At 71.9% G+C, this 24558-nt stretch carries 21 protein-coding genes; 13 read left to right on the plus strand and 8 right to left on the minus strand.

All coding sequences use genetic code 11. The annotated features are described in order from the left end of the window. Window positions 1-2 precede the first annotated feature (2 nt). Window positions 3-866, minus strand: coding sequence for an NAD(P)-dependent oxidoreductase (locus ACPA54_RS34835; RefSeq protein WP_423535912.1), 864 nt, complete (start codon window positions 864-866; stop codon window positions 3-5). A 119-nt stretch (window positions 867-985) separates the two neighbouring features. Between ACPA54_RS34835 and ACPA54_RS34840 the strand changes: the two genes are divergently transcribed. The 6 genes from ACPA54_RS34840 to ACPA54_RS34865 all read left to right on the plus strand — a co-directional run bounded on the left by ACPA54_RS34840 (window position 986) and on the right by ACPA54_RS34865 (window position 5101). After that, window positions 986-1540 (plus strand): CGNR zinc finger domain-containing protein, encoded by a 555-nt coding sequence (locus ACPA54_RS34840; protein ID WP_423535914.1) that lies wholly within the window; start codon window positions 986-988, stop codon window positions 1538-1540. Window positions 1541-1671: 131 nt separating this feature from the next. Next, window positions 1672-3138, plus strand: coding sequence for an MFS transporter (locus ACPA54_RS34845; protein ID WP_423535916.1), 1467 nt, complete (start codon window positions 1672-1674; stop codon window positions 3136-3138). Continuing rightward, a complete protein-coding gene (locus ACPA54_RS34850) occupies window positions 3135-3653 on the plus strand; it encodes a MarR family winged helix-turn-helix transcriptional regulator (protein ID WP_423535918.1) in 519 nt (172 codons plus the stop codon). Before ACPA54_RS34845 ends, ACPA54_RS34850 begins: the two co-directional genes overlap by 4 nt. A gap of 66 nt (window positions 3654-3719) precedes the next feature. Continuing rightward, complete coding sequence (locus tag ACPA54_RS34855) at window positions 3720-4187, plus strand: SRPBCC domain-containing protein (protein WP_423535920.1); 468 nt, start codon at window positions 3720-3722, stop codon at window positions 4185-4187. 17 nt (window positions 4188-4204) lie between these two features. Continuing rightward, window positions 4205-4417: an e9imm peptide gene (locus ACPA54_RS34860; protein WP_423535922.1), complete on the plus strand. Its 213-nt coding sequence runs from the start codon at window positions 4205-4207 to the stop codon at window positions 4415-4417. Between the two features lie 150 nt (window positions 4418-4567). Further along, window positions 4568-5101, plus strand: coding sequence for a GNAT family N-acetyltransferase (locus ACPA54_RS34865; RefSeq protein WP_423535923.1), 534 nt, complete (start codon window positions 4568-4570; stop codon window positions 5099-5101). Window positions 5102-5124: 23 nt separating this feature from the next. Here ACPA54_RS34865 and ACPA54_RS34870 read toward each other — a convergent pair whose 3' ends face one another. Further along, the gene (locus ACPA54_RS34870; RefSeq protein ID WP_423535925.1) at window positions 5125-5532 is read right to left on the minus strand and encodes a VOC family protein; all 408 of its coding nucleotides are present in this window, start codon (window positions 5530-5532) and stop codon (window positions 5125-5127) included. Between the two features lie 61 nt (window positions 5533-5593). Between ACPA54_RS34870 and ACPA54_RS34875 the strand changes: the two genes are divergently transcribed. After that, a complete protein-coding gene (locus ACPA54_RS34875; RefSeq protein ID WP_423535927.1) occupies window positions 5594-6073 on the plus strand; it encodes a MarR family winged helix-turn-helix transcriptional regulator in 480 nt (159 codons plus the stop codon). A 53-nt stretch (window positions 6074-6126) separates the two neighbouring features. Here ACPA54_RS34875 and ACPA54_RS34880 read toward each other — a convergent pair whose 3' ends face one another. Next, window positions 6127-8121: a hypothetical protein gene (locus ACPA54_RS34880; RefSeq protein WP_423535929.1), complete on the minus strand. Its 1995-nt coding sequence runs from the start codon at window positions 8119-8121 to the stop codon at window positions 6127-6129. 612 nt (window positions 8122-8733) lie between these two features. Next, window positions 8734-9561 carry an oxygen-binding di-iron domain-containing protein gene (locus ACPA54_RS34885; protein ID WP_423535931.1) on the minus strand — a complete coding sequence of 276 codons (828 nt, stop codon included), beginning with the start codon at window positions 9559-9561 and terminating at the stop codon, window positions 8734-8736. Window positions 9562-10540: 979 nt separating this feature from the next. Between ACPA54_RS34885 and ACPA54_RS34890 the strand changes: the two genes are divergently transcribed. Then, window positions 10541-12079, plus strand: a complete 1539-nt coding sequence (locus ACPA54_RS34890) for an MFS transporter (protein WP_423536039.1) — start codon at window positions 10541-10543, stop codon at window positions 12077-12079. A gap of 17 nt (window positions 12080-12096) precedes the next feature. Here the strand turns inward: ACPA54_RS34890 and ACPA54_RS34895 are convergent, their stop codons facing one another. Together ACPA54_RS34895 and ACPA54_RS34900 are read right to left on the minus strand one after the other, a co-directional pair. Next, entirely contained in the window at window positions 12097-12420 is a 324-nt protein-coding gene (locus ACPA54_RS34895) for an AzlD domain-containing protein (RefSeq protein WP_423535933.1), read from the minus strand. Then, window positions 12417-13145 carry an AzlC family ABC transporter permease gene (locus tag ACPA54_RS34900; RefSeq protein ID WP_479729432.1) on the minus strand — a complete coding sequence of 243 codons (729 nt, stop codon included), beginning with the start codon at window positions 13143-13145 and terminating at the stop codon, window positions 12417-12419. Before ACPA54_RS34900 ends, ACPA54_RS34895 begins: the two co-directional genes overlap by 4 nt. Before the next feature lie 21 nt (window positions 13146-13166). Here ACPA54_RS34900 and ACPA54_RS34905 point away from each other — a divergent pair, with 21 nt between their 5' ends. Both ACPA54_RS34905 and ACPA54_RS34910 read left to right on the plus strand, forming a co-directional pair. Next, on the plus strand, window positions 13167-13745 hold the full coding sequence (locus ACPA54_RS34905) for a helix-turn-helix domain-containing protein (protein ID WP_423535935.1): 579 nt from the start codon (window positions 13167-13169) through the stop codon (window positions 13743-13745). Between the two features lie 544 nt (window positions 13746-14289). After that, complete coding sequence (locus ACPA54_RS34910; protein ID WP_423536043.1) at window positions 14290-18981, plus strand: BTAD domain-containing putative transcriptional regulator; 4692 nt, start codon at window positions 14290-14292, stop codon at window positions 18979-18981. 78 nt (window positions 18982-19059) lie between these two features. Here ACPA54_RS34910 and ACPA54_RS34915 read toward each other — a convergent pair whose 3' ends face one another. After that, window positions 19060-19443: a VOC family protein gene (locus ACPA54_RS34915; RefSeq protein WP_345679840.1), complete on the minus strand. Its 384-nt coding sequence runs from the start codon at window positions 19441-19443 to the stop codon at window positions 19060-19062. Between the two features lie 361 nt (window positions 19444-19804). Continuing rightward, window positions 19805-20713 (minus strand): LysR family transcriptional regulator, encoded by a 909-nt coding sequence (locus ACPA54_RS34920; RefSeq protein ID WP_423535936.1) that lies wholly within the window; start codon window positions 20711-20713, stop codon window positions 19805-19807. A 95-nt stretch (window positions 20714-20808) separates the two neighbouring features. Between ACPA54_RS34920 and ACPA54_RS34925 the strand changes: the two genes are divergently transcribed. The 3 genes from ACPA54_RS34925 (at window position 20809) to ACPA54_RS34935 (ending at window position 24482) form a co-directional block, all read left to right on the plus strand. After that, on the plus strand, window positions 20809-21654 hold the full coding sequence (locus ACPA54_RS34925; RefSeq protein WP_423535937.1) for an oxidoreductase: 846 nt from the start codon (window positions 20809-20811) through the stop codon (window positions 21652-21654). A 147-nt stretch (window positions 21655-21801) separates the two neighbouring features. Next, a complete protein-coding gene (locus ACPA54_RS34930) occupies window positions 21802-22584 on the plus strand; it encodes an SIR2 family NAD-dependent protein deacylase (protein WP_423535938.1) in 783 nt (260 codons plus the stop codon). Window positions 22585-22718: 134 nt separating this feature from the next. After that, on the plus strand, window positions 22719-24482 hold the full coding sequence (locus ACPA54_RS34935) for a hypothetical protein (RefSeq protein ID WP_423535940.1): 1764 nt from the start codon (window positions 22719-22721) through the stop codon (window positions 24480-24482). Window positions 24483-24558: the final 76 nt, after the last annotated feature.

A 24558-nucleotide genomic window follows, 5' to 3' on the forward strand; every position in this document is an offset into this window, starting at 1 on the left:
TTTCACCGCGGCTGCCGTTCCGCGATGACCGCCCAGTCCTCCGCCCCGCGGCCGTCGGCGATGGCTTCGTCGAAGACAACGCGCAGCAGTTCACCGATCGGCAGAGGGATGCCGTGGTCGGTCGCCGCATCGAGCGCGAGGTGGAGGTCCTTGCGGCCCAGGACGGTGGTGAATCCGGCGGGCTGGTAACGGCGTTCGGCGATCATCGATCCGTAGCCGGTGTAGACGCCGCCCGGGAAGAGCGTCGAGGTCAGCACCTCGACCAACTGCCCGGAGTCGACACCGGCGCCTTCCGCGAGGCTGACGGCCTCGGCCAGTGACTGGATCGCGCAGGCGATCAGGTAGTTCCCGGTGATCTTCACGATGTTGGCCTGCTCCGGGCGGTCACTCAGTCGCCAGGTCCGCGAGCCGATCACGTCGAGGAACGGCTGCACGCGGTCGAGCAGCTCGTGTTCACCGGCCGCAAGGACGTTGAGCGCCCCGGCTTCGGCGACCGGGACGCGGCCGAAGACCGGTGCCGCGACATAGCCGACGCCGTGCTGGGCGTGTGCCGCGTCGGCCCGGCGGGCCAGGCCGGTGCTCACCGTGGCGAGGTTGACGTGGACGGTCCCGCCCGGCGTCCGAGCGAGGACGCCGGAGTCGAGGAACGTCTCGGCGACGGCCCGGTCGTCGGACAGGACCGAGAAAACCACCGGCGCCTGCATGGCCTCGGCCACCGAGGCGGCACGTCGGGCACCCGCGTCGGCCAGTTCGGCCGCGGGCCCGTCGGAGCGGTTCCACACCACGACGTCGTGGCCGGCCTTCACAAGGTTGCGTGCGATGGGCTTCCCCATGGCCCCCAGGCCGATGACCGCAATGCTGCTCACGCCGAGCACTCCTTCCGCTCTGAACCGTCTCAGGCGGTTCAAGCATGCCATGGAGTTACGATCGCACGGAACCGTCTGAAGCGGTTCACCGCGCGTTGCTGCTCATTCCGGAGGTTGGCATGACCGAGGACGTTCGCCGCGTGTTCCGGATGGACAACGAGGTTTTGGCGTTCCGGTTCACCGCCACCGTCAGCGATCGCGCCGGCCCGGCCCCGAGGGAGCGGCTCACCGATACCGCACGGCTGCAGATGTGGCTGGAGGCCACGGGACTCCACGTCCGGGACGTTTCGCCGACCGACCTGCAGGACGCCGTCGAACTGCGCGAGGCGATCTACCGGATCGGGTCGGCGATAGCCAGAGGCCGACCGCCGGCGAACAGGGATGTCCGCACCCTGAACACGATCGCCGTGGCCGGGCACGCGAAGGCCGTACTGGAACGCGAACGCGCAGGATGGCTCCTGACCGAGACGACCCCGGTCGGCGACGCACTCGGGGTCTTGGCCACGGATGCCGTCCGCATCCTCGGGGGTCCCGACCGCGGCCGCATCAAGAACTGCGAAGGCCCGGGCTGCGCGGGGCTGTTCCTTGACACCAGCCGCGGAAGCAACCGCCGCTGGTGCTCCATGAACACCTGCGGCAACAAGGTCAAGAAGTCCCGCATCGCCGCGAACTGACCCGACAGGGCCGCGAACTGATCCGACAGGGCCGGAGCGGGCCCGTCGAACGCGCCATGCCCCTTGGCGACCCCGCTTATTAGTTGTACGATCATAATGATTATTGTTCTACAACCATTACGGGAGCCGCCGTGCCCGAGACATCCACCCCGCGCCGCCGGGCGCTGGTCCTGGCGATCTGCTGTATGAGCTTGTTCATCGTCGGCATCGACATCACGATCGTGAACGTGGCGCTGCCATCGATCCAGGACGACTTGGGCGCGTCCGTGTCCGGGCTGCAATGGGTCGTGAACGGGTACACCGTCGTCCTCGCGAGCCTGCTCATGCTGGCCGGGTCGACGGGCGACCGGCTGGGCCGACGCCGGACGTTCCAGACCGGCCTGGCCTTGTTCACCTTCGGTTCGCTGCTGTGCAGCCTCGCTCCCGGCCTCGGCTGGCTGGTCGCCGCACGTGCTGTGCAGGCCGTCGGCGGGTCGATGCTCAACCCGGTGGCGATGTCGATCATCGTCAACACGTTCGTCGACCCGGCCGAGCGGGCCCGCGCGATCGGCGTGTGGGGCGGCGTCGCGGGCATCAGCATGGCGCTCGGCCCGGTGGCGGGCGGGCTCTTGGTCGGGTCGGTCGGCTGGCAGTCGATCTTCTGGATCAACATCCCCTTCGGGCTCGCCGCGATGGCGCTCGCCCAGCGGTACATCCCGGAATCGCGCGCCGACCACCCGCGCCGGCCGGACCCGGTCGGACAAGGCCTGATGATCGTCCTCCTCGCATCGCTGACCTTCACCCTGATCGAAGCGCCCGACGCGGGCTGGACGTCGGCCCGCACCCTCGGCGGCTTCGCGCTCGCCGTGGCCGCGCTGGGCACCCTGGTCCGCTACGAACTGCGGCGCCACGAACCCCTGATCGACCCGCGGTTCTTCCGCAGCGTGCCGCTGTCGGGGGCGACGGTGACCGCGGTGTGCGGGTTCGCCTCCCTGTCCGCGTTCCTGTTCCTCAACACCGTCTACCTGCAGGACGCCCTCGGCTACAGCGCGCTGCGCGCCGGACTCTACGTCCTGCCGATGGCCGCCATGACCGTGATCTGCGCTCCCCTGTCCGGCCGCCTCGTGGCCGCACGCGGACCCCGCCCGTCGCTGGTCGTCGCGGGCATCGCGATATCCGTCAGCGCCCTGATGCTGACCAACCTCGACAACCACACCCCGGTCGCGCAGCTCATGGCCGCCTACGTCGTCTTCGGCATCGGGTTCGGCCTGATCAACGCGCCGATCACCAACACCGCCGTGTCCGGCATGCCGCGCAGCCAGGCGGGCGTGGCGGCCGCGGTCGCCACCACCAGCCGGATGACGGGGCAGTCGCTCGGCATCGCGGTGATCGTGTCGGTGGTCGTGTCGTCGGTGCACGGGACGCTCGGCAGCGGCTTCGCGGCGGCGAGCCACGTCGGTTGGGCGATCGTCGCAGGTTGTGGCCTGGTCGTCGTCGTGCTCGGTATCCTCACGACGGGCCCGGCCGCGATGCGGTCGGCCGCCCGCGTCGCCGAACGTCTCGCGGCGCCCTCCCCCGCGCCGTCGCCCGACTCCAGGACACCGATCTCCACGCCATGAACAGTCCCGCCCGCGGCCGCATCGCCGACTCCTCCCCCGCATCCGCCGGATCGACCGAGCCGGCGGGCGCGGGAGCGATGCCGGACGAGCGGGACGATCCGGCGTACGCGGCCGCGTACCGGGCCTTCGCCGCGATGCGGAACCTGGTCCTCGGCTCCGACGACCGTCGCCGCGAGGTCGCCGACGCCACCGGCTTGAGCTTCTCCCGCAGCCGGGCGCTGCGCCGCCTGGCCCGCAAGCCGATGCGGATGACCGAACTCGCGGCGGAGATGGCCACCGACAAGCCGTACACGACGCTGATCGTCGACGATCTGGAGCGGCGCGGCCTGGTCGTCCGCACGGTGTCGCCGCAGGACCGCCGCGCCAAGGTCGTCAGCGTCACGGACGCCGGACGCGAGATGGCAGACCTGGCGACGCACATCCTGTCCCGGCCCCCGACCGCGCTGCGGGAGGCTCTGTCGGTGGAGGAACTCGCCGTTTTGGAAGAGCTGTTGAGCAAGATCGCGATCCGGTAGGGCGCGGCGGCATACCGGGGCCTTCGGCTGCCTCGGATTGGCATACGGCTCGCTTAGAGTCGACGCATGTACACGACCCGAGTGTCCCGCCGCATCCAGGCCTCACCCGAACGGGTCTACCACGCCCTGCTCGACCGGGCAGCCGTCGCCGCGTGGCGCGTGCCGGACGGGATGACCAGCGAAGTCCACACGTTCGAGCCGCGCGAAGGTGGCCGATTCCGCGTGTCGCTGACTTACGACGCCCCCGACGCCCAGGGCAAGACCGCCGCGAACACAGATACCTACCACGGCCGCTTCACCCGGTTGACGGACGGCGAAGAGGTCGTCGAAGTCGTGGAGTTCGAAACCCCGGACCCGTCGTTGGCGGGCGCCATCACCATGACCACCACCCTCCACCCCGTCGGCGACGGCACCACCGACGTGACCATCACCCACACCGGCATGCCGGACGCGATCCCCGCCGCCGACAACGAACTCGGCACGCGGATGGCACTGGACAAGCTGGCGGCGTGGGTGGAGGGGGCGGCGACTTGAGCGCCGACGTGCCTTCGATGACGCGTGGAGCGGCTGTCGCGCTGGTGGAGTCGGTGATGAGCGGCGAACTCGCCGAAGCGGAGCTGGAGCACGCACTCGAGCGTCTGGACGCGGCGTTCGGCTGCCCCCGCGGCCACGTTGCGGGGCTGGTGTACTGGCCGGACGGGCCGGAGCCGACGGCGGCGGAGCTCGTCGACCGGGCGCTGGCTTACCGGCCGATTGCGCTGTGAGGCGGATTCGGACGTCGGCCTGGTGATGAGGACCGCGCCGGTCGGCCGTAGACCGTCCCGCGTGCCGTGGGCGTTGCCCGGCCCCGGTCGAGGGCGATCGGGCCGTCGAAAGCGTTGGCGGTCGGCGCGGGGATCATCAAGGATGCCGGGATGATGCGGATTCGTGTTGCCCACACCGCCGATGTGGAGCCCGCCGTGCTGGACGACGCACGGCGGTTGCTGGATGAAGCGTTCGACGGGGATATGTCGGAGGAGGATTGGCGGCACTGTTTGGGCGGGGTGCACGCGTTGGCGTTCGACGGGGACGTGCTGGCGGGGCATGCGGCGGTGGCGCAGCGGAGCATGCTGGTGCGGGGGCGGGCGTTGCGGTGCGGATACGTCGAAGGGGTCGCGGTACGCGCCGACCTGCGGCGGCGGGGGTATGCCGGGGCGATGATGGCGGAGTTGGAGCGGGTGATCGAGTCCGCGTACGACTTCGGGGCGTTGTGTGCGAGCGACGAGGCCGTGGGGTTCTACCGGGCCCGGGGGTGGCGGGTCTGGGAAGGGCCGACGTCGGTGTTCACTCCGGACGGGATTGCGCCGACGCCGGAGGAGGACGGCGCGGTGTTCGTGTGGCCGGGCACCGCTGCGCCGGATGTGACGGTGCCGATTGCGTGCGACTGGCGTGACGGGGATGTGTGGTAACCGCCCCCGGGGTTTGACTCCTTTTAGTACGACTGGAGTTCGATGAGGGTGCCGCCGGGGGCTCGGACGTGGGCTGTGCGGAGGGTCGGTCCCCAGTCGGGGCGGGTGGCCGGTTCGGTGACCGGGGTCGCGCCATGGGCGCGGCAGAGCGCGAAGGCGGTCGGAACGTCGTCGACGCGGAAGACCAGCATGGCGGCGTCCTGCGCCGGCGGCGGGGTGGACGGGAGCCCGGCGGTGCCGATGGCGGCGGCCAGGGCTGCGCGGTCGTAGAGGACGAGCAGGGCTTCGTTGCCCAAGTCCCAGTTGGCGTACGGGCCGTCGGCGGCGCCTTTGACCAGGTGACCGCCGGTGAGGGGCGGGATGACCGCGTCGTAGAAGCCGAAGTCGGCGGCGAAGTCGGTGGTGAGCAGGCGGGGGTAGAGCACGTCCATCGGGGCTCCCGAAATATTAGTGGGTGATCACCCACTATAGGGTGCCGCCTAGGATATTGGCGTGGATGAACTCGATGGAGATGACCGTGGCGCCGACGCCGGGCGGGCGGCGCCGCCTTCGCTGGTGGGGCTGAGCACGTACCTGCTGTCGCTGACCGGCAAGGCCGCCCGCGGCCGCTTGGCCGAGCGGCTGGCCGGGCAGGGACTGCGGCTGTGGCATATGGCCGTGCTCGCGGCGCTTGCGGACTTCGGGCCGCACGCGCAACGGGACTTGGGCGCGCGGCTGTCCGTCGACCCGAGCGATATGGCCAAAGTGATCGAACAGCTTGCGCGGGGCGGGCACGTGGAACGTACGCGCGATCCCGCGGATCGGCGGCGCGTCGTGGTCGCGTTGACCGGGGACGGGCGCGCGCTGCTCGACCGGCTTACCGCGGATGCGGAACGGGTTCAGGACGAGTTGCTCGCGCCGCTCGATGCCGGGGAGCGGGCGGCGCTGCATGCGCTGCTGGTCAAGGTGTACGGCGGAATTGGGGATCGCTGACGGGGTCAGGGTGTGTCCGGTGGGCCTTCACACGAATATCCACCGGACACGTCCTAAGACGTCCACCACCAGGTCGCGAGGGCAAGTGCGGTGATGGCCACGGCGAGGTGGACGCCGGGGTAGCCCGCGGGGGCGTCGTCGTCTTCGGTGGGGCGAAGCTCGGGGCGGGCGCGCATGGCGTCGCAGACGGCTGCCGCGTGGGCGAGTTCGGGGTCGCCGAGCGGGAGGAACCGGCGGCCGCCGGCGGAAGTCCGGGCGACGACGGTGCCGGCGCGATAGCCGACCGCGGTCAGGTCCGGCCAGGCGACGGTCGCGGCGCGCCAGCCGGCACGGAGGCGGATTCCCGTACGGTCGGCGGAAACCGTCCAGGCAAGCAGAATCGCGGCCCGGTCCAGGAGCAGGGCGGCGACCACGAGCGCGGCGCAGGCGGCGAGAGGTTCGGGACGCAGCGCGGCCACGGCGCGGGCGATCGCCGCGGCACCCACGGCGGAGAGCAAGCCCCACCGGTGGTGACGCGGTGCGGCCGTCCAGACGACCGGCTTGTCGCGCGGCGCCATTTGCGCGGACGTGACCTCCAGACCCCGGGCTCGGAACTCGGGGGCCCGGGACGGGGAGACCGGGTGGAGACCGGTGGCGGTTTGGTAGCGGCCGGGGTGCGGGTGCTCGGGCCCGTTGGCCGGTGGGGGCGGGGTGGTGGTGTCCGCGTTGTCGAGGGTGGTGGTCGAGTCGGCGGGGGGCGGCGCCATGGTCGGGGATGCGTCGGCATTCGCGGGGGTCGGCGGCGGAGGCGGAGTGTCGGGCGCGTTCGTTGCGTCCGTTGCGTCCGTTGCGTCGGTCGCGTCCGTGAAGGCCAGGACCGCCGCTGCGCCGCCGCGGAGTTCGCCGTACAGGACGGCTTCGCGGGGGCGGTCCGGCGCGGTGGTCGGGCCGGCGGGGATACGGCAGCGGAACATCGGACGGCGGCCGTGCGGGTCGTCGGCCGGATAGACGACGGCTTCGCCGGGCCGGTGGACGTAGGCGAGCACGATTCGGGCCGGGACGCGTCCGCGCCGCCGCAGCAGGGCCATCCGCGTCGGCCCGGCAACACCCTGAAGAGCGGCCAGGAGGGCCGCGGCGGCGGCGAGAGCCGCCGCCAACTGCCACAGATGGGTGGTCGAGTCGCGGAAGCGAGAGCCGGACGGGTGAGCGGTGGTCGTCGAGGCTTCGATGACGATGGCCACCGCGCCCGGGGTCGTTTTGATCGCGTAGGCGTAAAGCTCCGAGTCCGGGGTGTGTGTAGTCCACTGGCGGGAGGGCAGTGCGGCCCCGGCCTGGGAATCCGCGCCGCCCGCGCTGCGTGATGCGGCCGCGGGTGGCGCGGCGGGGTCGTCGGCGATGCCTTGACTGACGGACACGGCGACGACGAGCAGCGCGGCGCCGACCAAGGCGGCGGCGCGGTGGACGTAGCGGCGCTCCCCTCGGCCGTCCTTCGGCAGGGCGGCGAGGGGCCGGTCGTTGACCGCATTCTCGTGCCACGGCCTGCCCCGGGACGTGTACTCCCGGGCACCCAGCGCCGCCAGACCCCACAGCAGGACGCCGAGGACGCACCACCACGGGCCTGAGGCGACCGAGACGGCCGGGTCCCTCCAGACGCTCGCCAGCAGGACCGCCGGCGCGGCCGGAACGGCCAACCACGGCACCCATAGCAGCGCTCCCGCGAAGAGCACCAGGAGGCCGAGGACCACGGGATCCGCCACGCCGGGCCCGCACGGACCGAGCTTGGCCATGACCGTGGTGTGGTTCGTGTAGCTGCCGAAGAGGCCTCGGACCGAGACGTCCCCGGGACCACCTGCGCCCGAAATCCCACCGGACGGGTCGTCCGACCCCGCGCACACGGAACTCGGCGCGTCCGCCACGATCGCGGCTGCCACCACCAGCACCGCGACGGCCGCGAACCCCGGGGCGAGGGCGCGGAACCGGCGTCGGCGCGAGGCATCCTCGTCCGCTGTCGTCCACTTCCTGATTCCGTGGAGGCGGGAGTCCGGGCGGGGCGGAGTCGGGTCGGTCACCGGGGAAGTATGGCGTATGACTGGTTGGCCGTCAGGAGCGTTGCCCAGTAAGGAGGTTGATGGCGTGAGAGGTCGCTTTTGGGTCCCGGGGACGGTTGTCCGCCCGACGCGCCGAAGCCTGTGTTCGCCGCCCACCGTGGGGTGCGGGGTCCGTCGCGCTGTCGGGTCGCGCGCGGGTCGCACGCGGGCGGAATCGACGAGCCCGTGAGGGTGTCGGCTGGCCGGAGCGGATGCGCTTCGCGCAACGTCCGCACCCCTTCCTCGCCGCCCGGCGATCCCGAGCGGGAGTGGGCCCACGCACACGTGCCGGAGCCGCATCAAGCCCGTCTGCCATCTACGTCTGTTCGTGTCGGTCCTCCTCTGCGGGCCGATGTCCGCCGCGGTCGATCGGTCGGTGCCGGCCCGGTACGCGGCAACGGGGTGTGCCGCGCACCGGGCCGGTCTTCAGGCCGGTGGTCCTCCCCAGGCACCGGCCTGCCGCGCGGGGGTCACTCCCATCCCCCCACCCCGCGCGGTTGTTCATGTGGGCGTCGGTGGCGCCTCGGTGTGCTGTTCGGTGGGCGCTCTGCCGCGCCCGCGGCGCGTGGCAGCCGGGTGCGGTGGCGGGGCGGTTCAGGCCGGTATCGGGTCTTGGAGACCGGCGGCTGCGAGGATCTGGTCGAGGACGGGCTGTCCGGGCGCCGGGATGGCGGGCTTGGCGGCCATGGCATGGGCTTGGATGTACGCGTCGGTCAGGGCGCCGTCACGAAGGACCGGGCCGTGGCAGGAGGCGGCGACGGTGACGGGGAGTTCGGCGAGTTCGTCGAGGTGGCGGCCGTAGCGGTCGGCGTCCACCCATTCGAGCCACGGGTTGGACATGCTGTTGAAGGGGACGAAGAGGTCTTCCCATAGCCCGGGCGGGAGGTCGGTGCGTTCGTAGACCTCGCCGGGGGTGGGCAGGGCGAATGCGTCGACAGCCCACATGGCGCCGGTGGCGGTGTCGACGAAGCCGCGGGTGGTCGGTGAGTCGTACTGCGGCGGGCGGATGGCCAGGAGGGTGCGGTCGCCGATGTCGAGGCGTTCGCCCGGGTTGAGCCAGCGCATGCGGTGTGTCGGGATGGGCAGGTGGACGGACAGCCGTTGCCAGGCTCCGAAGTCGGTGACCACGGTCGCGTTCGGGCAGAGGTCGAGTGCGGTGGCGAGGTTGCCGGTGTGGTCGGTGTCATCGTGGGAGACGAAGATCCAGCGGACGTCCTCGGGCGCGACGATGCCGAACACGTCCTCCCGCCAGGCCTCCGCGTGCATCGGTGCGCCGGTGTCGACGATGACGGGCTGCTCGCCGGTGATCACCATCGAGTTGACCGGGACGAACCCGGCGTCGCCGGCCGCGATGAGGCGCGGCACCAGCCAGGTTTCGGCGGCGATGCGGTATGGAGTGCAGCGGGGCACGGCGGTGTTCATGGCCATCTCCTCGGTACTTTGGGGCGCGTCGGCAAGCGAGGAGCGCGCCCGGTCGGGTCGGTGTCGCCGGCCCCCCCTGTCCTGCCGACGTGACGAGATTCCCGCACCGGGCTAACCGGTGACCTGCGGTCGACTTACCGGCTGCCGGGCCGAAGGAAGGTCCTGACTTACCGCCGACTAAGCGGCGACTTACCGGGCCGGGACCGGGACGTACCGAGGGCCACACAGGGCGCGGGGCGCCGGCCGCGGGACACGGCCCACGGTGCACGGCCCACTCAGGACACATGACCGAGGACCTCACGCGGGTCGCCGATCAGTCCCATCGCCCCGGCCGCCGTGAGTCGGTCGGTAGGCATCAGTGCGTGTAGCCGAGGAAGTTCATCCGCGCGGCACCGGCGGCGAACATGCCGTTTGGGCTTTCCACGACCAGCAGCAGTCAATGGGGGCCATGCCCATCGCACGGGCGGCAGGCAGGAAGACCTTGGGGCGCGGGCTTGCCGACGCTCACAACGCCCGCGACGTCCTCGGCGCTGAAGACCAGAGGCCGGAAGGCGACCGCGCAGGCCGGAGCGGCCCAGGGTGAGGTCGATCCAGTCGATCCAGGCGTGGTCGGAGGACGACGCGACGCGGTTGGGCAACTTCCGGCGCCGCGGTCCGGCGAGGACGTCGGCTGCCCCCGGAGCGGCGTCGACTCCGTGGTGGAAGGCGGCGAAGACGCGGTCATCCAGCACCTCACGCAACGCTCCGGTATCTGATGAGACATACATGTCTCACATGAGCTAAGATCGCATCAATGCCCTGACGATGGGCCTCCCGACCTGCCTGATCGGGCGGCCCGTGTCGCCGCGGGGCCGCAGCAACCCACAGCCATGCACCTTTCACAGCCCCGGACATCAACGTGAGCAAGCCCGTAGACAATTCGACCAGCGGTCCGATGGCCGGCCCGGCGGGGAATCCCGCGCGTGCTGCCGGGACGACGATGCTCGGCGACTCGCCGACGTCCGCCGAGAAGCCGCCCGCCCTCGGGCACCCCGGCCGCTGGGTCGCGCTGCCCGTGCTGGTCCTCGCGGTGCTGCTCGTCGCGATCGACGCCACTGTCCTCGGCTTGGCGATTCCCTTCCTGAGCGCCGACCTGCACCCGTCCGGTGAGCAGCTGCTGTGGATCGGCGACGCCTACTCGTTCGTCATCGCGGGCCTTCTGGTCACCATGGGCACGCTCGGCGAACGGTGGGGCCGGAAGAAGCTGTTGTTGTGGGGCTCGGCGGCGTTCGGTGCGCTGTCGGTCGTGGCGGCGTACGCGCCGAACGCCGAGGCGCTGATCGCCGCTCGCGCGGCGATGGGTGCCGCCGGTGCGACGCTGATGCCGTCCACGCTTGCACTGATCCGCAACCTGTTCCCCGACGCACGCGAGCGCAGTTTCGCGATCGGCGTGTGGGGTGCCATGTCGATGGCGGGCGCGGCAGTCGGGCCGGTCGTCGGCGGGTTCCTGTTGGAGCACTTCTGGTGGGGCTCGGTCTTTCTGATCAACCTGCCGGTGATGGCCCTGCTGATCGTGGTCGGCATCCGCCTGCTGCCCGAGTCGAAGAATCCCTCCCCCGGGCCGTGGGATATCCCGAGCGCGCTGCTGTCACTGGTCGGCATGGTGGCGGTCGTGTATGCGATCAAGGACGCTGCGGCCAATGGCGTCGGCGTCGAGGTGGTGGCGGTCGGCTTTGCCGGTGTCGCCGCGCTCGTCTGGTTCACGCGCCGCCAGTTCACCCTGCGCGTACCGCTGTTGGACATACGGCTGTTCCGCAACCGGACGTTCTCAGGGGCGGTGCTCGCCGATCTGCTGACGGTGTTCGGCCTTGCGGGTGTGGTGTTCTTCCTCTCCCAGTACTTCCAGCTCGTGCAGGGGCGCAGTCCGCTGCAGGCGGGTCTGGCCGAACTGCCGGCCACGATCGGTTCGATCGTGACCGGTCTGGCCGCCGGTTCGGTGGCGCGGCGAGTTTCGCCGCGGGTCGCGGTCACGGCCGGGCTTGCCGCGGTGGGGCTGGGTCTGGGCGTGCTGCCGGTGCTCGATGCCTCGACGCCGTACCCGCTGGTGGGTGTGGCGCTGATGCTCGTGGGCCTTGGCGCGGGCCTGTCGTTCACGGTGACCGCCGACCTGATCATGTCAAACGCGCCGAAGGAGAACGCGGGTGCGGCGTCGGCGATTTCGGAGACCGCGTACGAACTCGGCGCGGCTTTGGGCATCGCCCTGCTCGGTTCGGTGATCACCGGGGTGTACCGCAGCCACTTGGCGGTCCCCGCGGGCATGGACGCGGGGACGACGCATGCGGCGAATGACTCGTTCGCGGGTGCCGTCGACGCCGCGACCCGTCACATGGGTTCGGCGCTGTCGGCATCTGCCCAGGGCGCTTTCCTCGACGGTTTGCACATCGCGGCCGCGGTCGGGTCGGTGGTGATTCTGCTGGCGGCCGTCGGGGCGTGGTTCGTCCTGCGGCGGGCGCGGCTGGAGTCGTCGGTGGGGCACTGAGCCCACAGGTGTGGTTGTCAGTTGAGTCCGACGAGGCGCAGCAGGGCGGTGGTCGTGGCCGCGCCGAGGACGACGGCCAGGAACGGGGCTCGTCGCCAGGCGAGGAGTGCGCCGGTGAGGACGCCGAGCAGGCGCGCCGGGCCTGCGGGGCTGTGGCCTTCGAAGCAGGCGGAGACGGCGAGGAGTCCGGCCAGGAGGACGACGGCGGAGGCTTCCAGCAGGTGTTCGGCCGGCGGCGGGAAGCGGATGCGGGCGCGTAGTGCGGGGCCGGCGAGGCGGAGGAGGAAGGTGCCGGCCGCCAGGGCCAGCATGGCGGCGACGATGGGGGAAGTCGCTGTCATGGCAGGTCGCTCCCGGGGTCCGGGGCTGCGGTGTTGCAGCAGAAGACGAGCCCGGCGAGCCCGGCGAGTACGGGGAGCCCTGCGGGCAGGGCGGGGGTCAGCGCAAGGGCGAGCGCTGCTCCCGCCGTGGCGGCCCGGCGGGTGGTGCGCACCTTGAGGGCGGGCAGGATCAGGGCCGCGATCACTGCGGGGAACATCGCATCAAGGCCGAGTGCGGCGGTGTCATGGACGACGCTGCCGAGTAGTGCGCCCAGGAGCGCACCGGCAGGCCAGCAGACGAGGATGCCAAGGCCGCAGGTCCAGTAGGCGGCGCGTTTGCGCGGGAGGCCGTCTTGGGCCACGGCGAAGACGACGGTCTCGTCGTTCATGAGGTGTGTCCCGAGCAGCCGCGCCCAGCCGTGGCCGAGGACGTCGGGGACGGCGAAGCCGAAGGGCAGATGGCGGGCGTTCACGAGAAGGCCCGCGCCCAGTGCGGCGAGCGGGCTGCCGCCGGCGGCGAGGATGCCGAGGAAGAGGAATTCCGAGGAGGCGGCCAGCACCAACATCCCGGTCAAGGCGGGGAACCACCACGGGAATCCGGCCGAGGCGGACGCTGCCCCGTAGGACACGCCGATCACGCCCACGGCCAGGCAGACGAGGGCTATGTCGCGGGCCTGGGCGCCGTCGAGTGTTCTCCACATCGAACGCATGGCGTTTATAGTGAACACCGATAGGGTGTTCGTCAAGACGAACGACGAGACGCTGGAGTGAACACTTTGGCCGAGGATGCCGCCCCGTTCCGGGCCCCCATCGAGCTGATCGCCAGTGCCCTGCGCCGCGAGCGGGTCCGTGTCGGCCTGTCGATGGGCGAAGTCGCGCGCCGGGCGGGGGTGGCCAAGTCGACCCTGTCGCAGTTGGAGTCGGGGACGGGAAATCCGAGCCTGGAGACGCTCTGGGCGTTGTGCGTCGCCTTGGAGATCCCGTTCTCGCGGCTGCTCGCTCCGGGTCGGCCCGAGACGCGGGTGATCCGGGCGGGGCAGGGGCCCGCGGTGCACTCGGCAGAGTCCGACTATCAGGCGATCCTGCTCTCGGCATCGCCGCCGGGCGCCCGCCGGGATGTGTACAACATCGCCGCCGAGCCGGGTCCCGGGCGTTCCTCCGATCCGCACATGCCCGGGGTGCTGGAACACGTGGTGATCGGCGCGGGCCGTGCGCTGGTGGGGACGGCCGAGGAGCCGGTCGAGCTGGGGCCCGGGGACTACATCGCCTATCCGGGCGATGTTCCGCACGTGTTCAGGGCGTTGGAGGCGGGGACTCGCGCGGTGCTGGTGTTGGAACACGTGTGAGGGCGGCCTGCGCCCCCTTCCGGAGACGGCGGTTGAGCAGACTCGGCGAGGCGGGGCCGACGGCGGGCTCGGGGCGAGGCTGACGAGTTCGGCACGGCAACGGCTGGGCTGCGTGAGCGACGCCGAACGTCGGCGGGTGATGCTCGTGGGCCGCAAGGACGATTCGGGTGCGCACGCCATCGTCCCGAAGGCGACGGTGAGAGCGCCGGTTTCGTTTTGGTCGGCGGACAGCGCGACCACCGTGCGGGCCCGCTGTGAATGACGGGCGGGCCTTCTCCCCCCGGAACGCCGGGTTATCCACAGGGCCGGACTTGACGGGTCCATTTCGCCGGCGGGGTGCGCGATCATGTGGGCACGTTCCTTAGGGGTGGGGAGCGGACCACATCACACGCACACTTGGGGGGACGGGGTGTCCCAGAATCTTCCGGGCTCGGCGGTGCCCTCGCCGGGACCTTCCGGACCGGAGCTGCGGATCTCGGTGCTCGGGCCGTTGGCGGTGTCGCTGGACGGCGCGGACGTCGCGATTGCGGGGCGTCGGGAACGCATGGTCCTCGCGTCTCTGACCGCCGCGCGGCCGTCGTCCGTGGCGCCGGAACGGCTCGTCGACGACCTGTGGGGCGGTAATCCGCCGACGACGGCACTGACCGCCCTGCAAGTCTGCGTGTCGCGGCTGCGGTCCGCGCTCGAACCGGGGCGGCGGCCTCGAACGCCGTCGAAGCTGCTCGTCACCACATCGGTCGGATACGAACTGCGGCCGCCCGCGGGCGCCGTGGACGCCGACCGGTTCGTGTCGGGGGTCGACGACGCGCAGGCCGCGGCGGCCGACGGCGACCCGGCCGCTGCGCTGAGTCGCGTCGACGCCGCGCTCACGCTGTGGAAGGGCGCGGCGTACGCCGACACCGCGGACCTTCCCGGACCCCGTGAGGAAGCCGGACGCCTGACCGAACTTCGGCTGGCGGCAGCGGAAATGCGCCTCGACGCACTGCTGGCACTGCGCCGCCACGCCGAGGTGGTTCTGGACGCCGAGCGGCTCACGCGCGAACACCCGTTCCGCGAGCGGCTGGCCGAGCTGTGGGCGCTGGCGTTGTATCGGGGCGGGCGGCAGGCCGACGCACTGGCCGTGCTGGCCGCGAACCGGCGCCGATTGGCCGACGAACTGGGCGTGGACCCGTGCCCGATCGTGCGCGACTTGGAACGGGACATCCTGCGGCAGGCGCCGCGATTGGATGTCGGGGACGTCACGGGGATGGGGGTGGTGGCGGGAACGCAGACCTGGCTGGCGTCCGGAGCGGAGGTCGGCAGGGGAACGGGACCGCAGGCGGGAGGCGCGGGTGTAGCGGGTGCGGGTGCGGGCACCAGCGCAGGCGCGGGCGCGGAAGCAAACGCGGGATCCGGCACGGAAGCGGGGACGAGGCCCGGCTCGCACGCGCAGGCGAGCACGGGCACGGGCACGGAAGCAAGTCCAGGCACGGAGGCGAACGAGGGCCCCGGCACGCCAGCGAAAGTGGGGCCAGGCACGGGCTCGGTAGCAGGCACGGGCGTGGGCGCCAGCGCGAGCATGGGTTCGCAAGCGGATGCGGTGCCGGGCGCGGGAGCCGGTGCAGCCCGAGATGCGCGCGCGGGTGCAGGCTCGGGCACGCAAGCCGGTGCGAGGCCGCCGGGCGTGGAAGCAGGCGTCGGCGCAAGTACAGGGACACAAGCAACCGGGGACCCACACACAGGCACCCACCCCGGCGCGGAAGTGGACACGGCCACGGGCGCCACCACGGGAGCGGACACGACGACGGACCGCGGCGCGCAGGTGCGCACCGGCGCGACACCAGGCGCACACGCGGAAGCGAGCGCGAGAACAGATACGGGTCGGCACGCGCGCACTGGCACGAGCATGGAGACGACCGCGGGCGCCGGTACCCCGGCGAACGCGGGGTCGAGCACGGGCACCCCAGCGAGCATGGGGCCAAGTGCGAAAGCCGGCGCCGAGCCGGCTGTGCGCGCAGGCGCCGAAACGGCGACGGGCGCGAACGCAGGCGCGGAGACCGGCCCGAACGCAGGCCCGGAACCGGGTCGGCACGCGCACGCGCAAGAATGCGCGACCACGGACAGAGACGCGCAAGCGAGCGGCGGCGCGGTGCCACACGCCCACACGCAGCCGTACACGAGCACAGACCAGGCAGCACGTGCGGGCACGAGCGTGGGCCCGCAAGCACACACCGGCGCAGAACCGGGCACGTCGGGACGCGCGGAAACGGGCGCAAGCACAAGCGGGCTAGCGACCAGTGGCCCGCAAGCGCACGCAAGCGCCGCCGCGGAAGCGGGCACAGACAAAGACTCAGGCACGCAGGCGCATACCGACACACCGGCACGCGCACGCACACAGGCGGACGCACGCGCGGGGGCGGCAGCGGCGGCCGACGCAAGCACGAGCGCCGCCCCCCAAACGCACACCGGCACAGGCCCGCAAGCAGCTCCCACCTCCGCGGCAACACAGGCCCACGAAACTCACCGTCCGACACCGACATCCGCGCCCCCGAACGACCCCCACACACCAAACGTCCTCTCGCCCCTGACCAACGGAGCACCCGAAGACGCCTCGCCTCGCGGTACGTCCCTCCCACCGCGTGATCCCGATGGCCGCCGCGCGACCTTCATCCCTCCCCCCGGCGGCCCACTCCCCCACATCGGCCGCTACCCCCAGCGCAACGCTCTGGCGCAAGCGCTCGCCGACACCCGTGCCGGGCATGGTGCGCTCGTGGTCATCAGCGGTGAGCCGGGCATCGGCAAGACGCGGCTGTTGGCCGAGTTGGAGCGGCTTGCGGGCGAGGTCGGGGTGCGGGTGCTGCGGGGGCGGTGTCCGGAGACCGACGCAGCCCCGGCGTTCTGGCCGTGGCATGCCGTTCTGCGGAACCTCAGGCCGGCGACACCGGCGCCCACGCCCATGCCGAGGCCCGCACCAGCCCACGCGTCACCTCCCACCGTCCTCGGCCCGCTCCCCGACGACCCGTCCGCCGACGCTGTCGGCTTCGCTTCCGCCAGTGCGCCGTTGCGCGTCTACGAGTCCGTCACTCATGCCCTGATCACCGATGCCACGGCCAATGGCCCGGTCGCCGTCGTGCTCGACGACATCCACTGGGCCGACCCGTCCTCTCTGCATCTGCTCGGCTATGCAGCCGAAATGCTGGCCGGGCAGCCGGTGCTGCTGGCGGTCACGTTGCGGGACAACCATGCGCGGTCGGATTCCGCGCTGGACGCCTGTCTGGCGACGTTGGCGCGCCTGCATCCGCTGCGGTTGCGGCTGTCGGGGCTGGATCCGGCCGAGATAGGCGAGCTGCTGCGGCAGTCCGTGCGTACCGACATCGACGGTGCGACGGCGAATCTGATTCACGCGCGGGCGGACGGCAATCCGTTCTATGCGCGTGAGTTGGCGCGGCTGCTCGGGCGGGATGCGGACTTCGACCTGCACTCGTCGGCCATCCCGGACGGCGTCCGCGATGTGGTGCGCAGGCGGGTCGGGTTGATCTCCGAGACGACGCGGACGCTGCTGCGTCTCGCGTCGGTCGTGGGGCGCGACGTCGACGTCGATCTGCTGGCCGCGGTGTCGGGCACGCCCTTTGACGATCTCGTGGACGCGTGCGATGCCGCGGTCGTGCACGGGCTCCTCGAGGAGACGGGTCTCGCGCGCTACCGGTTCACGCACGCGCTCGTCCGCGAGACGCTCTATGACGACCTCGGTGCGGGACGGCGCGGACGCATGCACGGAGACATAGGCGCCGTCCTCGAAGTGTGGCTGCCCGAGCGTCCCGAGCTCCTCGACAGCGTCGCCTACCACCTGGCGTTCGGCGCGGCGCTGCGTCCGGCGCTGGTCGGTTCCGCGGCACGGCACGGGATCGCCGCGGCGCGGCAGGCGGGTCTGCAGTACGCGTACGACGACGCGTGCGCGCGCTGGGAGCGGACCGCGGATCTGGTCGCGGGGCGGCGTGGTGTCGACGCGCGGGTGCGGTTCGACGTCATGCACGGACTCGGGGTGGCGCGTCGCCGGGTGGGGGATCTTGCGGGTGCGAAGCGGGCGTTGGGCGAGGCAATCAGGTTGGCGCGGGAGCTGGCCGACATCGAGTTGGTGGCGTTGGCGGCTATCGCGGTCGGCGGGACGGAGTTGTGGAACTGGCGCGAGTACACGGAGGTCGACCACGAGGTCATCGCCGTACTCGAACAGTGCCGTACGGAGCTGCCGCCCGGCCCGCTGCGCTGCCGGGCGACCGCCGGCCTCGCGGTCGAACTCGTCTTCACGTGGGACGCGGAGCGTTCCGACACGCTTGCCACGGAGGCGGTCGCCGAAGCACGGGAGCTGGGCGACCCGGAAACGCTCGCCTACGCGCTGGGCTGCCACTACCTCGCCACGTGGTTCCCCGGCACGGCAGCCGCGCGGCTGGCGACCACCGAGGAACTCACGGACCTGGCCGTCGTCTCCGGACATGCCGACGTGGAGTTGGTGGCCCGGTTCTTCCGCGGCATCGTGCTGCTCGAACTCGGGCGGGTCGCGGAGTCCGACGAGCAGCGGGCCGCGTGTGCCGCGTTGGTGGCGCGGCTGCGGCGCAGCAGTTCGGCGATCCAGATGCAGTGGTGGGATTTTCTGCGCATGCACATGGCCGGGCGTACGGCGGATCTCGCGGCGATACTTCCGGCCGCGGTGCGGCAGCATCGCGCGACGACGTTGGTGGGGCATGCGGAGTGCGAAGGCAACGCGCTGGCGCAGGTCGCGGAGCTGGAGGGGAACCTGGCGGGGGCGTTGCCGCAGCTGATCGAGCTGGTGAAGGGGTCGCCCTATCCGGCGTTCCATGCCCAGGTCGCGCGGGCGGCGCTGTTGTCCGGACGTCCCGATCTGGCGGCGCAGCATCTGCCGCCCGCTTCGCCGCCGGCGTTCGCGGGGAGTTGGCAGTCGCTGGCCACGGATTGCCTGCGGGTCGAAGTCCTGGCCGGGCTGGGCCGCATCGACGAGGTGCGGGTGGCGATGGACCGGATTCGCCCGCACGCGGACGGGCCGGCCGTGTACGGCAGCATCGCCTACCTGGGCTCGGTCCGCTATTTCCTGGGCGTGGGCGCCGCCGCGTGCGGTGACCGCGCGCAAGCCATCCGCGAACTCGGTGCGGCGGTCGCGGCCAATGCCGCCTACGGCGCGCTCCCGTGGCAGGCCCGCAGCGAACGCAAACTGGCCGAGTTGGTGGACGACATGCCGGAGTAAGCGCCAGGACGAACGCCGGGAGCGGTGGCGGCGGAGCCGAAATGCGCCTCGGCTCCGCCGGACACCACCGCGAGAAACTCAGGCGATCGGCTCGATCCGCGCCCTGAGCAGGCAGAACTCGTTGCCTTCCGGGTCGGCGAGGACGTGCCACTGCTCGTCGCCGGTCTGGCCGATGTCGGCCGGGCGGGCGCCGAGCTTGAGGAGGCGTTCGAGTTCGGCGTCCTGGTCGCGGTCGGTGGCGTTGAGGTCGATGTGGAGGCGGGACTTGCCGGGCTCCGGCTCGTCGCGGCGGCTGAAGAAGAGGGTCGGCTGCTTGCCGCCGAACCCGTCGCTCGCGCCGATCTCGATGCTGCCGTCGTCCTCGCGCCCGACCACCTGAAAGTCCAGGACCTCACACCAGAACCGGGCCAGCGCTTCGGGGTCGCGGCAACCGAAGACCAGCTCACCGATACGACATGCCATGGACGACAACCTACTTTCCGCGGGGTAACCGACATCGAGGCCACGCCGGGAACCTTGTGGGTTCCCGCACCGGACACACGGGCGAAACGCTATCGGGCCGGGTGGGGTAGGGCGAGCTGATAGGTCTTCCCGCGGGGCGGCCGACCACCGGAGCGGCACGCGAGCCACCGACCGACAGCCCGGCGGCAGCCGCCCGCGCCGGACTGCACCCTGCCCGCCCGACCGCCACAGCCCCACGCCGCGGCCCGGCGGGCAAGCCGCCCGGCCCAAGCACCCCAGACTGCACGCCGCCGCGCCGACGTATACCGCCACGCCGTATCCGAATATCCGACCGGCAAGCCACGCGGCCAAGCCTCCGCCGCTACCCGCCGACCCCCACCGCCCGCGCTCCCGCCAGATACGCCTCCACCAGCGCGCGGTCGTCGTCCCGCCTCGCCGCCACCGCGAGTTCGCACGGCGCGATGCCGTGTACCGGCAGGACGATCACCTCGTCGCGGGCGATCAGGGGCGCGTTGCCTGTGGCAAGCAGCACGACGCCTTGGCCGTTCGCGACGGCCTCGTGGGTTTCCTCGGCACTGGCGACGACCGCCCCGATGCGCGGCGGGCGGCCGCCGCGGGCGTCGAGAGCGAGCCAGTAGTCGCGTAGCGGGCCGGCGTCCGCGGGCAGGGCGAGGAACGGTTCGTCGAGCAGATCGGCGAAGTCCACCGCCCCGCCCGATTCCGCCGCACGCGCAGCGAGCGGGTGCGTGGCGGGCAAAGCCACCAGGCGTGGTTCGCGTGCCACGACGGCGTAGCGGTAGCGGTCGCCGTCGGGGAGCGGCAGCCAGACGAAGGCGACGTCGCTGGTGCCGTCCGCCAGCCCGGCGCTGGGGTCCGCCCAGGTGACCTGCCGGAGGACCAGTTGGGCCGCCGGGTGCTGGGCCAGCAGGCGCGTGCGCAGCGCGGGCAGCAGTCCGCGGCCGGGGCTGGTGGACATGCCGACCATCAGCGTGTGGCGTTCGGCGGCGACGGCGTCGGCCACCGCGGTTTCGGCGGCCTGCCAGGCGTCCAACATGCCGCGGGCGTGCGGCAGCAGGGCTTCGCCCGCGGCGGTGAGGCGGACGGTACGGCCGTCCCACTGGAACAGCTCGGCGCCGATCTGCTTGGCGAGCATCTTCATTTGCTTGCTGAGCGCGGGTTGGGAGACGTACAAGCGTTCCGCGGCGCGGGTGAAGCTCAGTTCGTCGGCAATGGCCACGAAGTAGCGCAGGTCTCGTCCGTGAACATCCATAGCCCATGGTTATCACGGCAGGTCTTGGACGCGGGGCGGGGTGCGGTCGAAGGATGGAGGCAGAACAACGGAGCACGCACCAACAGGAGAGCATCATGACGGGCACCGGCAAGGTCTGGCTCATCACCGGCGCGAGCAGCGGCTTCGGCCGGGCGATCGCCGAGGCCGCGGTGGCGGCGGGCGACACGGTCGTCGGCACGGCGCGGCGGCCCGAGGCGCTGGCGGACCTGGTCGCCGCGTACCCCGACCGGGTGGACGCGGTGGCGCTGGACGTCACCGACGGCGAGCGCGTCGACGCCGTCGCGGCGGACGTCCTGGCACGCTACGGCCGGGTCGACGTCGTGGTGAACAACGCCGGGCGCACGCAGGTGGGTGCGTTCGAGGAGACCACGGACGCCGAACTTCGCGCCTTGTTCGACCTGCACGTGTTCGGTCCGGCGCGCCTGACGCGGGCGCTGCTGCCGCACATGCGGGAGCGGAAGGGCGGGGCGGTGGTGAACATCAGCAGTTTCGGCGGGCAACTGTCGTTCGCCGGGTTCTCGGCGTACAGCGCCACCAAGGCGGCGTTGGAGCAGCTGTCGGAGGCGTTGGCGGACGAGGTGGCGCCGTTCGGCATCAAGGTGCTGATCGTGGAGCCGGGCGCGTTCCGGACGAACCTGTTCGCGAAGGGTGCGGCGTACTTCTCCGCGGAGCTTCCGGCATATGCGGAGACGTCCGGCGCCACCCGCAGGCTCGTCGAGAACGCGGGCGGCACCCAGCCGGGCGACCCGGCCAAGGCCGCCGCGGCGATCCGGACGGCGTTGGACGCGGACGACACTCCCCTGCGCCTGGCGCTGGGCGGCGACGCGGTCGACGCGATCACGGGGCACTTGGACGCGGTACGGGCGGAACTCGCGGCGTGGGACAAGGTCTCCCGCGGCACGGACTTCGACGAGGAGTAAGCAGGCGGTCGGCCGTCGCTAAGTCGAGACAGCGGCAGTAAGCCGGCAAGTCCCCCGCAAGGACACCCCGCGGCGCCCTGATCCCGATCACGCACCCATACCGAAAACCGCTGTCGCCCGCTCCCCCACGCCCTCGACACTGCCCCCGTGACCGACGACGCGGATGCCCCCTCGCCTGCCGCCAAACCCCGGCTCGCCGTCCTGACGGGAGCCGGGGTTTCGGCGCCTTCCGGACTGCCCGTGTACCGGGGCGGGGACGGAATGTGGGACCGCGACCCGGAGTTGGCCAAGATCACCACCGCGTCGCGCTGGTACGGCAAAGCCGAACAGGCCTGGAACCACTGGAACGACCTGCGCCGCGCCGCCCTCCTCGCGCAGCCGAACCCGGCGCACCGGGCCTTGGCCGCCGCGGAGTCGTGGTTCGATGTGCACATCACCACGCAGAACATCGACGGCCTGCACCAGACGGCCGGATCCACCGGCGTGACCGAACTGCACGGCGGCCTCTTCCGCAGCCGCTGCTCGCGGCGTGCCTGCCATGCCCGGCACGGCGCGTGGCCGGACCGCGAGGTCCACGACACGGTGCCGACGTGTCCGCACTGCGGGCGGATCGCCCGCGCCGACGTGATCTTGTTCGGCGAGTCGGTCCCGGCGAAGAAGCTGCGCGGCTCAGTCGATGCGGCCCGGAAGGCCGACGTGTGGATGGCAATCGGCACCTCGGGCACGGTCTTCCCGGCCGCCGGGCTCATCGACCACAGCCGCCGCGACGCATCCCGGGTGTTGGTCAACGCCGAGCCGTGGCCCGGCAACACCGCCGCCTTCGACCGCGAAGTCCTGGGCGATGCAGCCGAAATGCTGGCCGACCTGCTCCAGGACGTGTACGCGGAGCAGCGGCAGGAGCGCCGGGATCGGACCGTCTCGCGGCGGTAGGCAGGGCATCGGCCAGCCGCCTTGGTCCAGCCTGCGAGGGCCGCAACGCACACCTCGTCCATCGACGAAGGCTGCGACGACGTCATGCTGTACACCGGTACGACGGCGGGCTCGGCGGTGCACAGGGGGATGCGGTGGGACAGGAGTCGACGGCAACGAGCGCGCAGCAGGCACGGGCCGGGTCCCGCTGGGACACCGTCCCGCCGGGTCGTCGGCTGCTGGCCGTGGCCCACAACGTGACCGCGGCGACGCGGCTCCTCGACCTGCTGCGCGTCGTCGGTGGCGACCGCCGTGTCGCCACGTCGTTCACCTCCCCCGGTTCGTCGGCGTTCCCGGACGGCCTGACGGAGTTCTTCGACGCCCGCGGCATCGTCCACCTGCCGTGGGCCGACGCCGTCGCCCAGCGCTTCGACGCCGCGATATCCACCAGCCGCGGAGGCGAACTCCACGCCCTGCAAGCAGCGTTGATCTATACGCCCCATGGCGCGGGATTCAACAAGACACTCCCCTCGGAGTCGGCGCATCGAATACCCGGTCCCGGCGCTTTCGGCCTCACGCGGGACTGGCTCGTGCACGACGGCGCGGTCGTCCCCTCGGTTCTCCTGGTCTCACATCACGAGCAGATCGACCGCCTGCGTCTCGACTGCCCGGAGGCGGTGCCCCGGGCCGTCGTGGCGGGTGACCCGTGTGCCGACCAGCTCGCCGCGGCTCGCCCGTTCCGGGCGGCCTACCGCGCGGCGCTCGGGGTCCCCGACGGAGTTGCGCTGGTCGTCGTGTCGTCCACGTGGGGACCCGCAAGCCTGCTGGGCGCGGCACCGCAGGTTGTGGAGCGGGCGGTCGCGGAGCTTCCCGTCGACGAGTACCGCGTGCTGTTGGCCGTACATCCGAACGTGTGGCACCGGCACAGCCCTTGGCAGGTCCGTTCCTGGCTGGCGCCGCTGCTGGACGCCGGTCTGCTGCTGCCCGAGCCGTCCACCGAGGACTGGAAGTGCGCGCTGATCGCGGCGGACTGCCTCCTCGGCGACCACGGTTCGCTCACCGCCTACGGCAGTTGGATGCGTCTGCCCACCCTGCTCGGCGCATTCGACAAAGCCTCCGTGGCGCCCGGCTCCCCCATGGAAACCCTTGGCCGCGTACTGCCGCGCTTCGCCGCGGACCTGCCGTTGGCCGGGCAACTACGCCGCGCCGCGGCCGACGTCCTGCGGCTTGCCGAGGCCGCGGAGGCGTCGTGTGTCACGTCGGAGCCCGGCGGGGCAGCAGCGGTACTGCGGCAGGTGGTGTACCGGACGCTGGGTCTCGACGAGCCGGCGGGCTCGGCGACCGTGCCCGTGCCGGCGCTGCCGTCGTCACACAACGCCGCCGCACCAGCGCCGCGTCCCTACCACGCGGCCCAGTTGGTCCACGCGGTCCGCGAGACCGGCAACCGCATCCGGGTCCGCCGCTACGCCCACCCCGCACGCGGCCCGCACATCCCCGCCGACGCCGTCCTCGTCGCGGACGCCTCCGAACCGAACCCGTCCGTCGCGAACAATGCCGAGATCCTGATCGCTTCGCCCCCGGCCGGGCACAGCACCGCGCCACCCCAGACCGCATGGGCGCTGGACCTGCTCACCCGCCACCCGGGCTGCCGGGCAGCCGCGGCCCCGGGCCGTCCGGGTGCGTGGTGCGTGTGGGCCCGCACCGGGCGAAATCACGTACGCGAACTCCACGCGACCACCGACCCCGACGGCAGCACCCCAGCACTGCCCTCCATGATCGCCGCGGCAGCACTCCTCGCCTGGCTCGACGCCGTCGACACCAGCGAACACCCGCAGATCGAGGTGTCCGCAGGCCCCGCGCTCACCGCCCGCCTGACCATCGACGTCACCTCGACGTCATTCGACTTGCCCCCGCACTGACGCCGACCCCACCACCTTCGACCAGGCCAAATCCCGTTTCGTGGATGCCGCGCGGGTCGCGTTGGTGTTTCCGGTG

Origin of the sequence: Uniformispora flossi (assembly GCF_049534875.1) — a bacterium.
Lineage (GTDB): Bacteria > Actinomycetota > Actinomycetes > Streptomycetales > Streptomycetaceae > Yinghuangia > Yinghuangia aomiensis.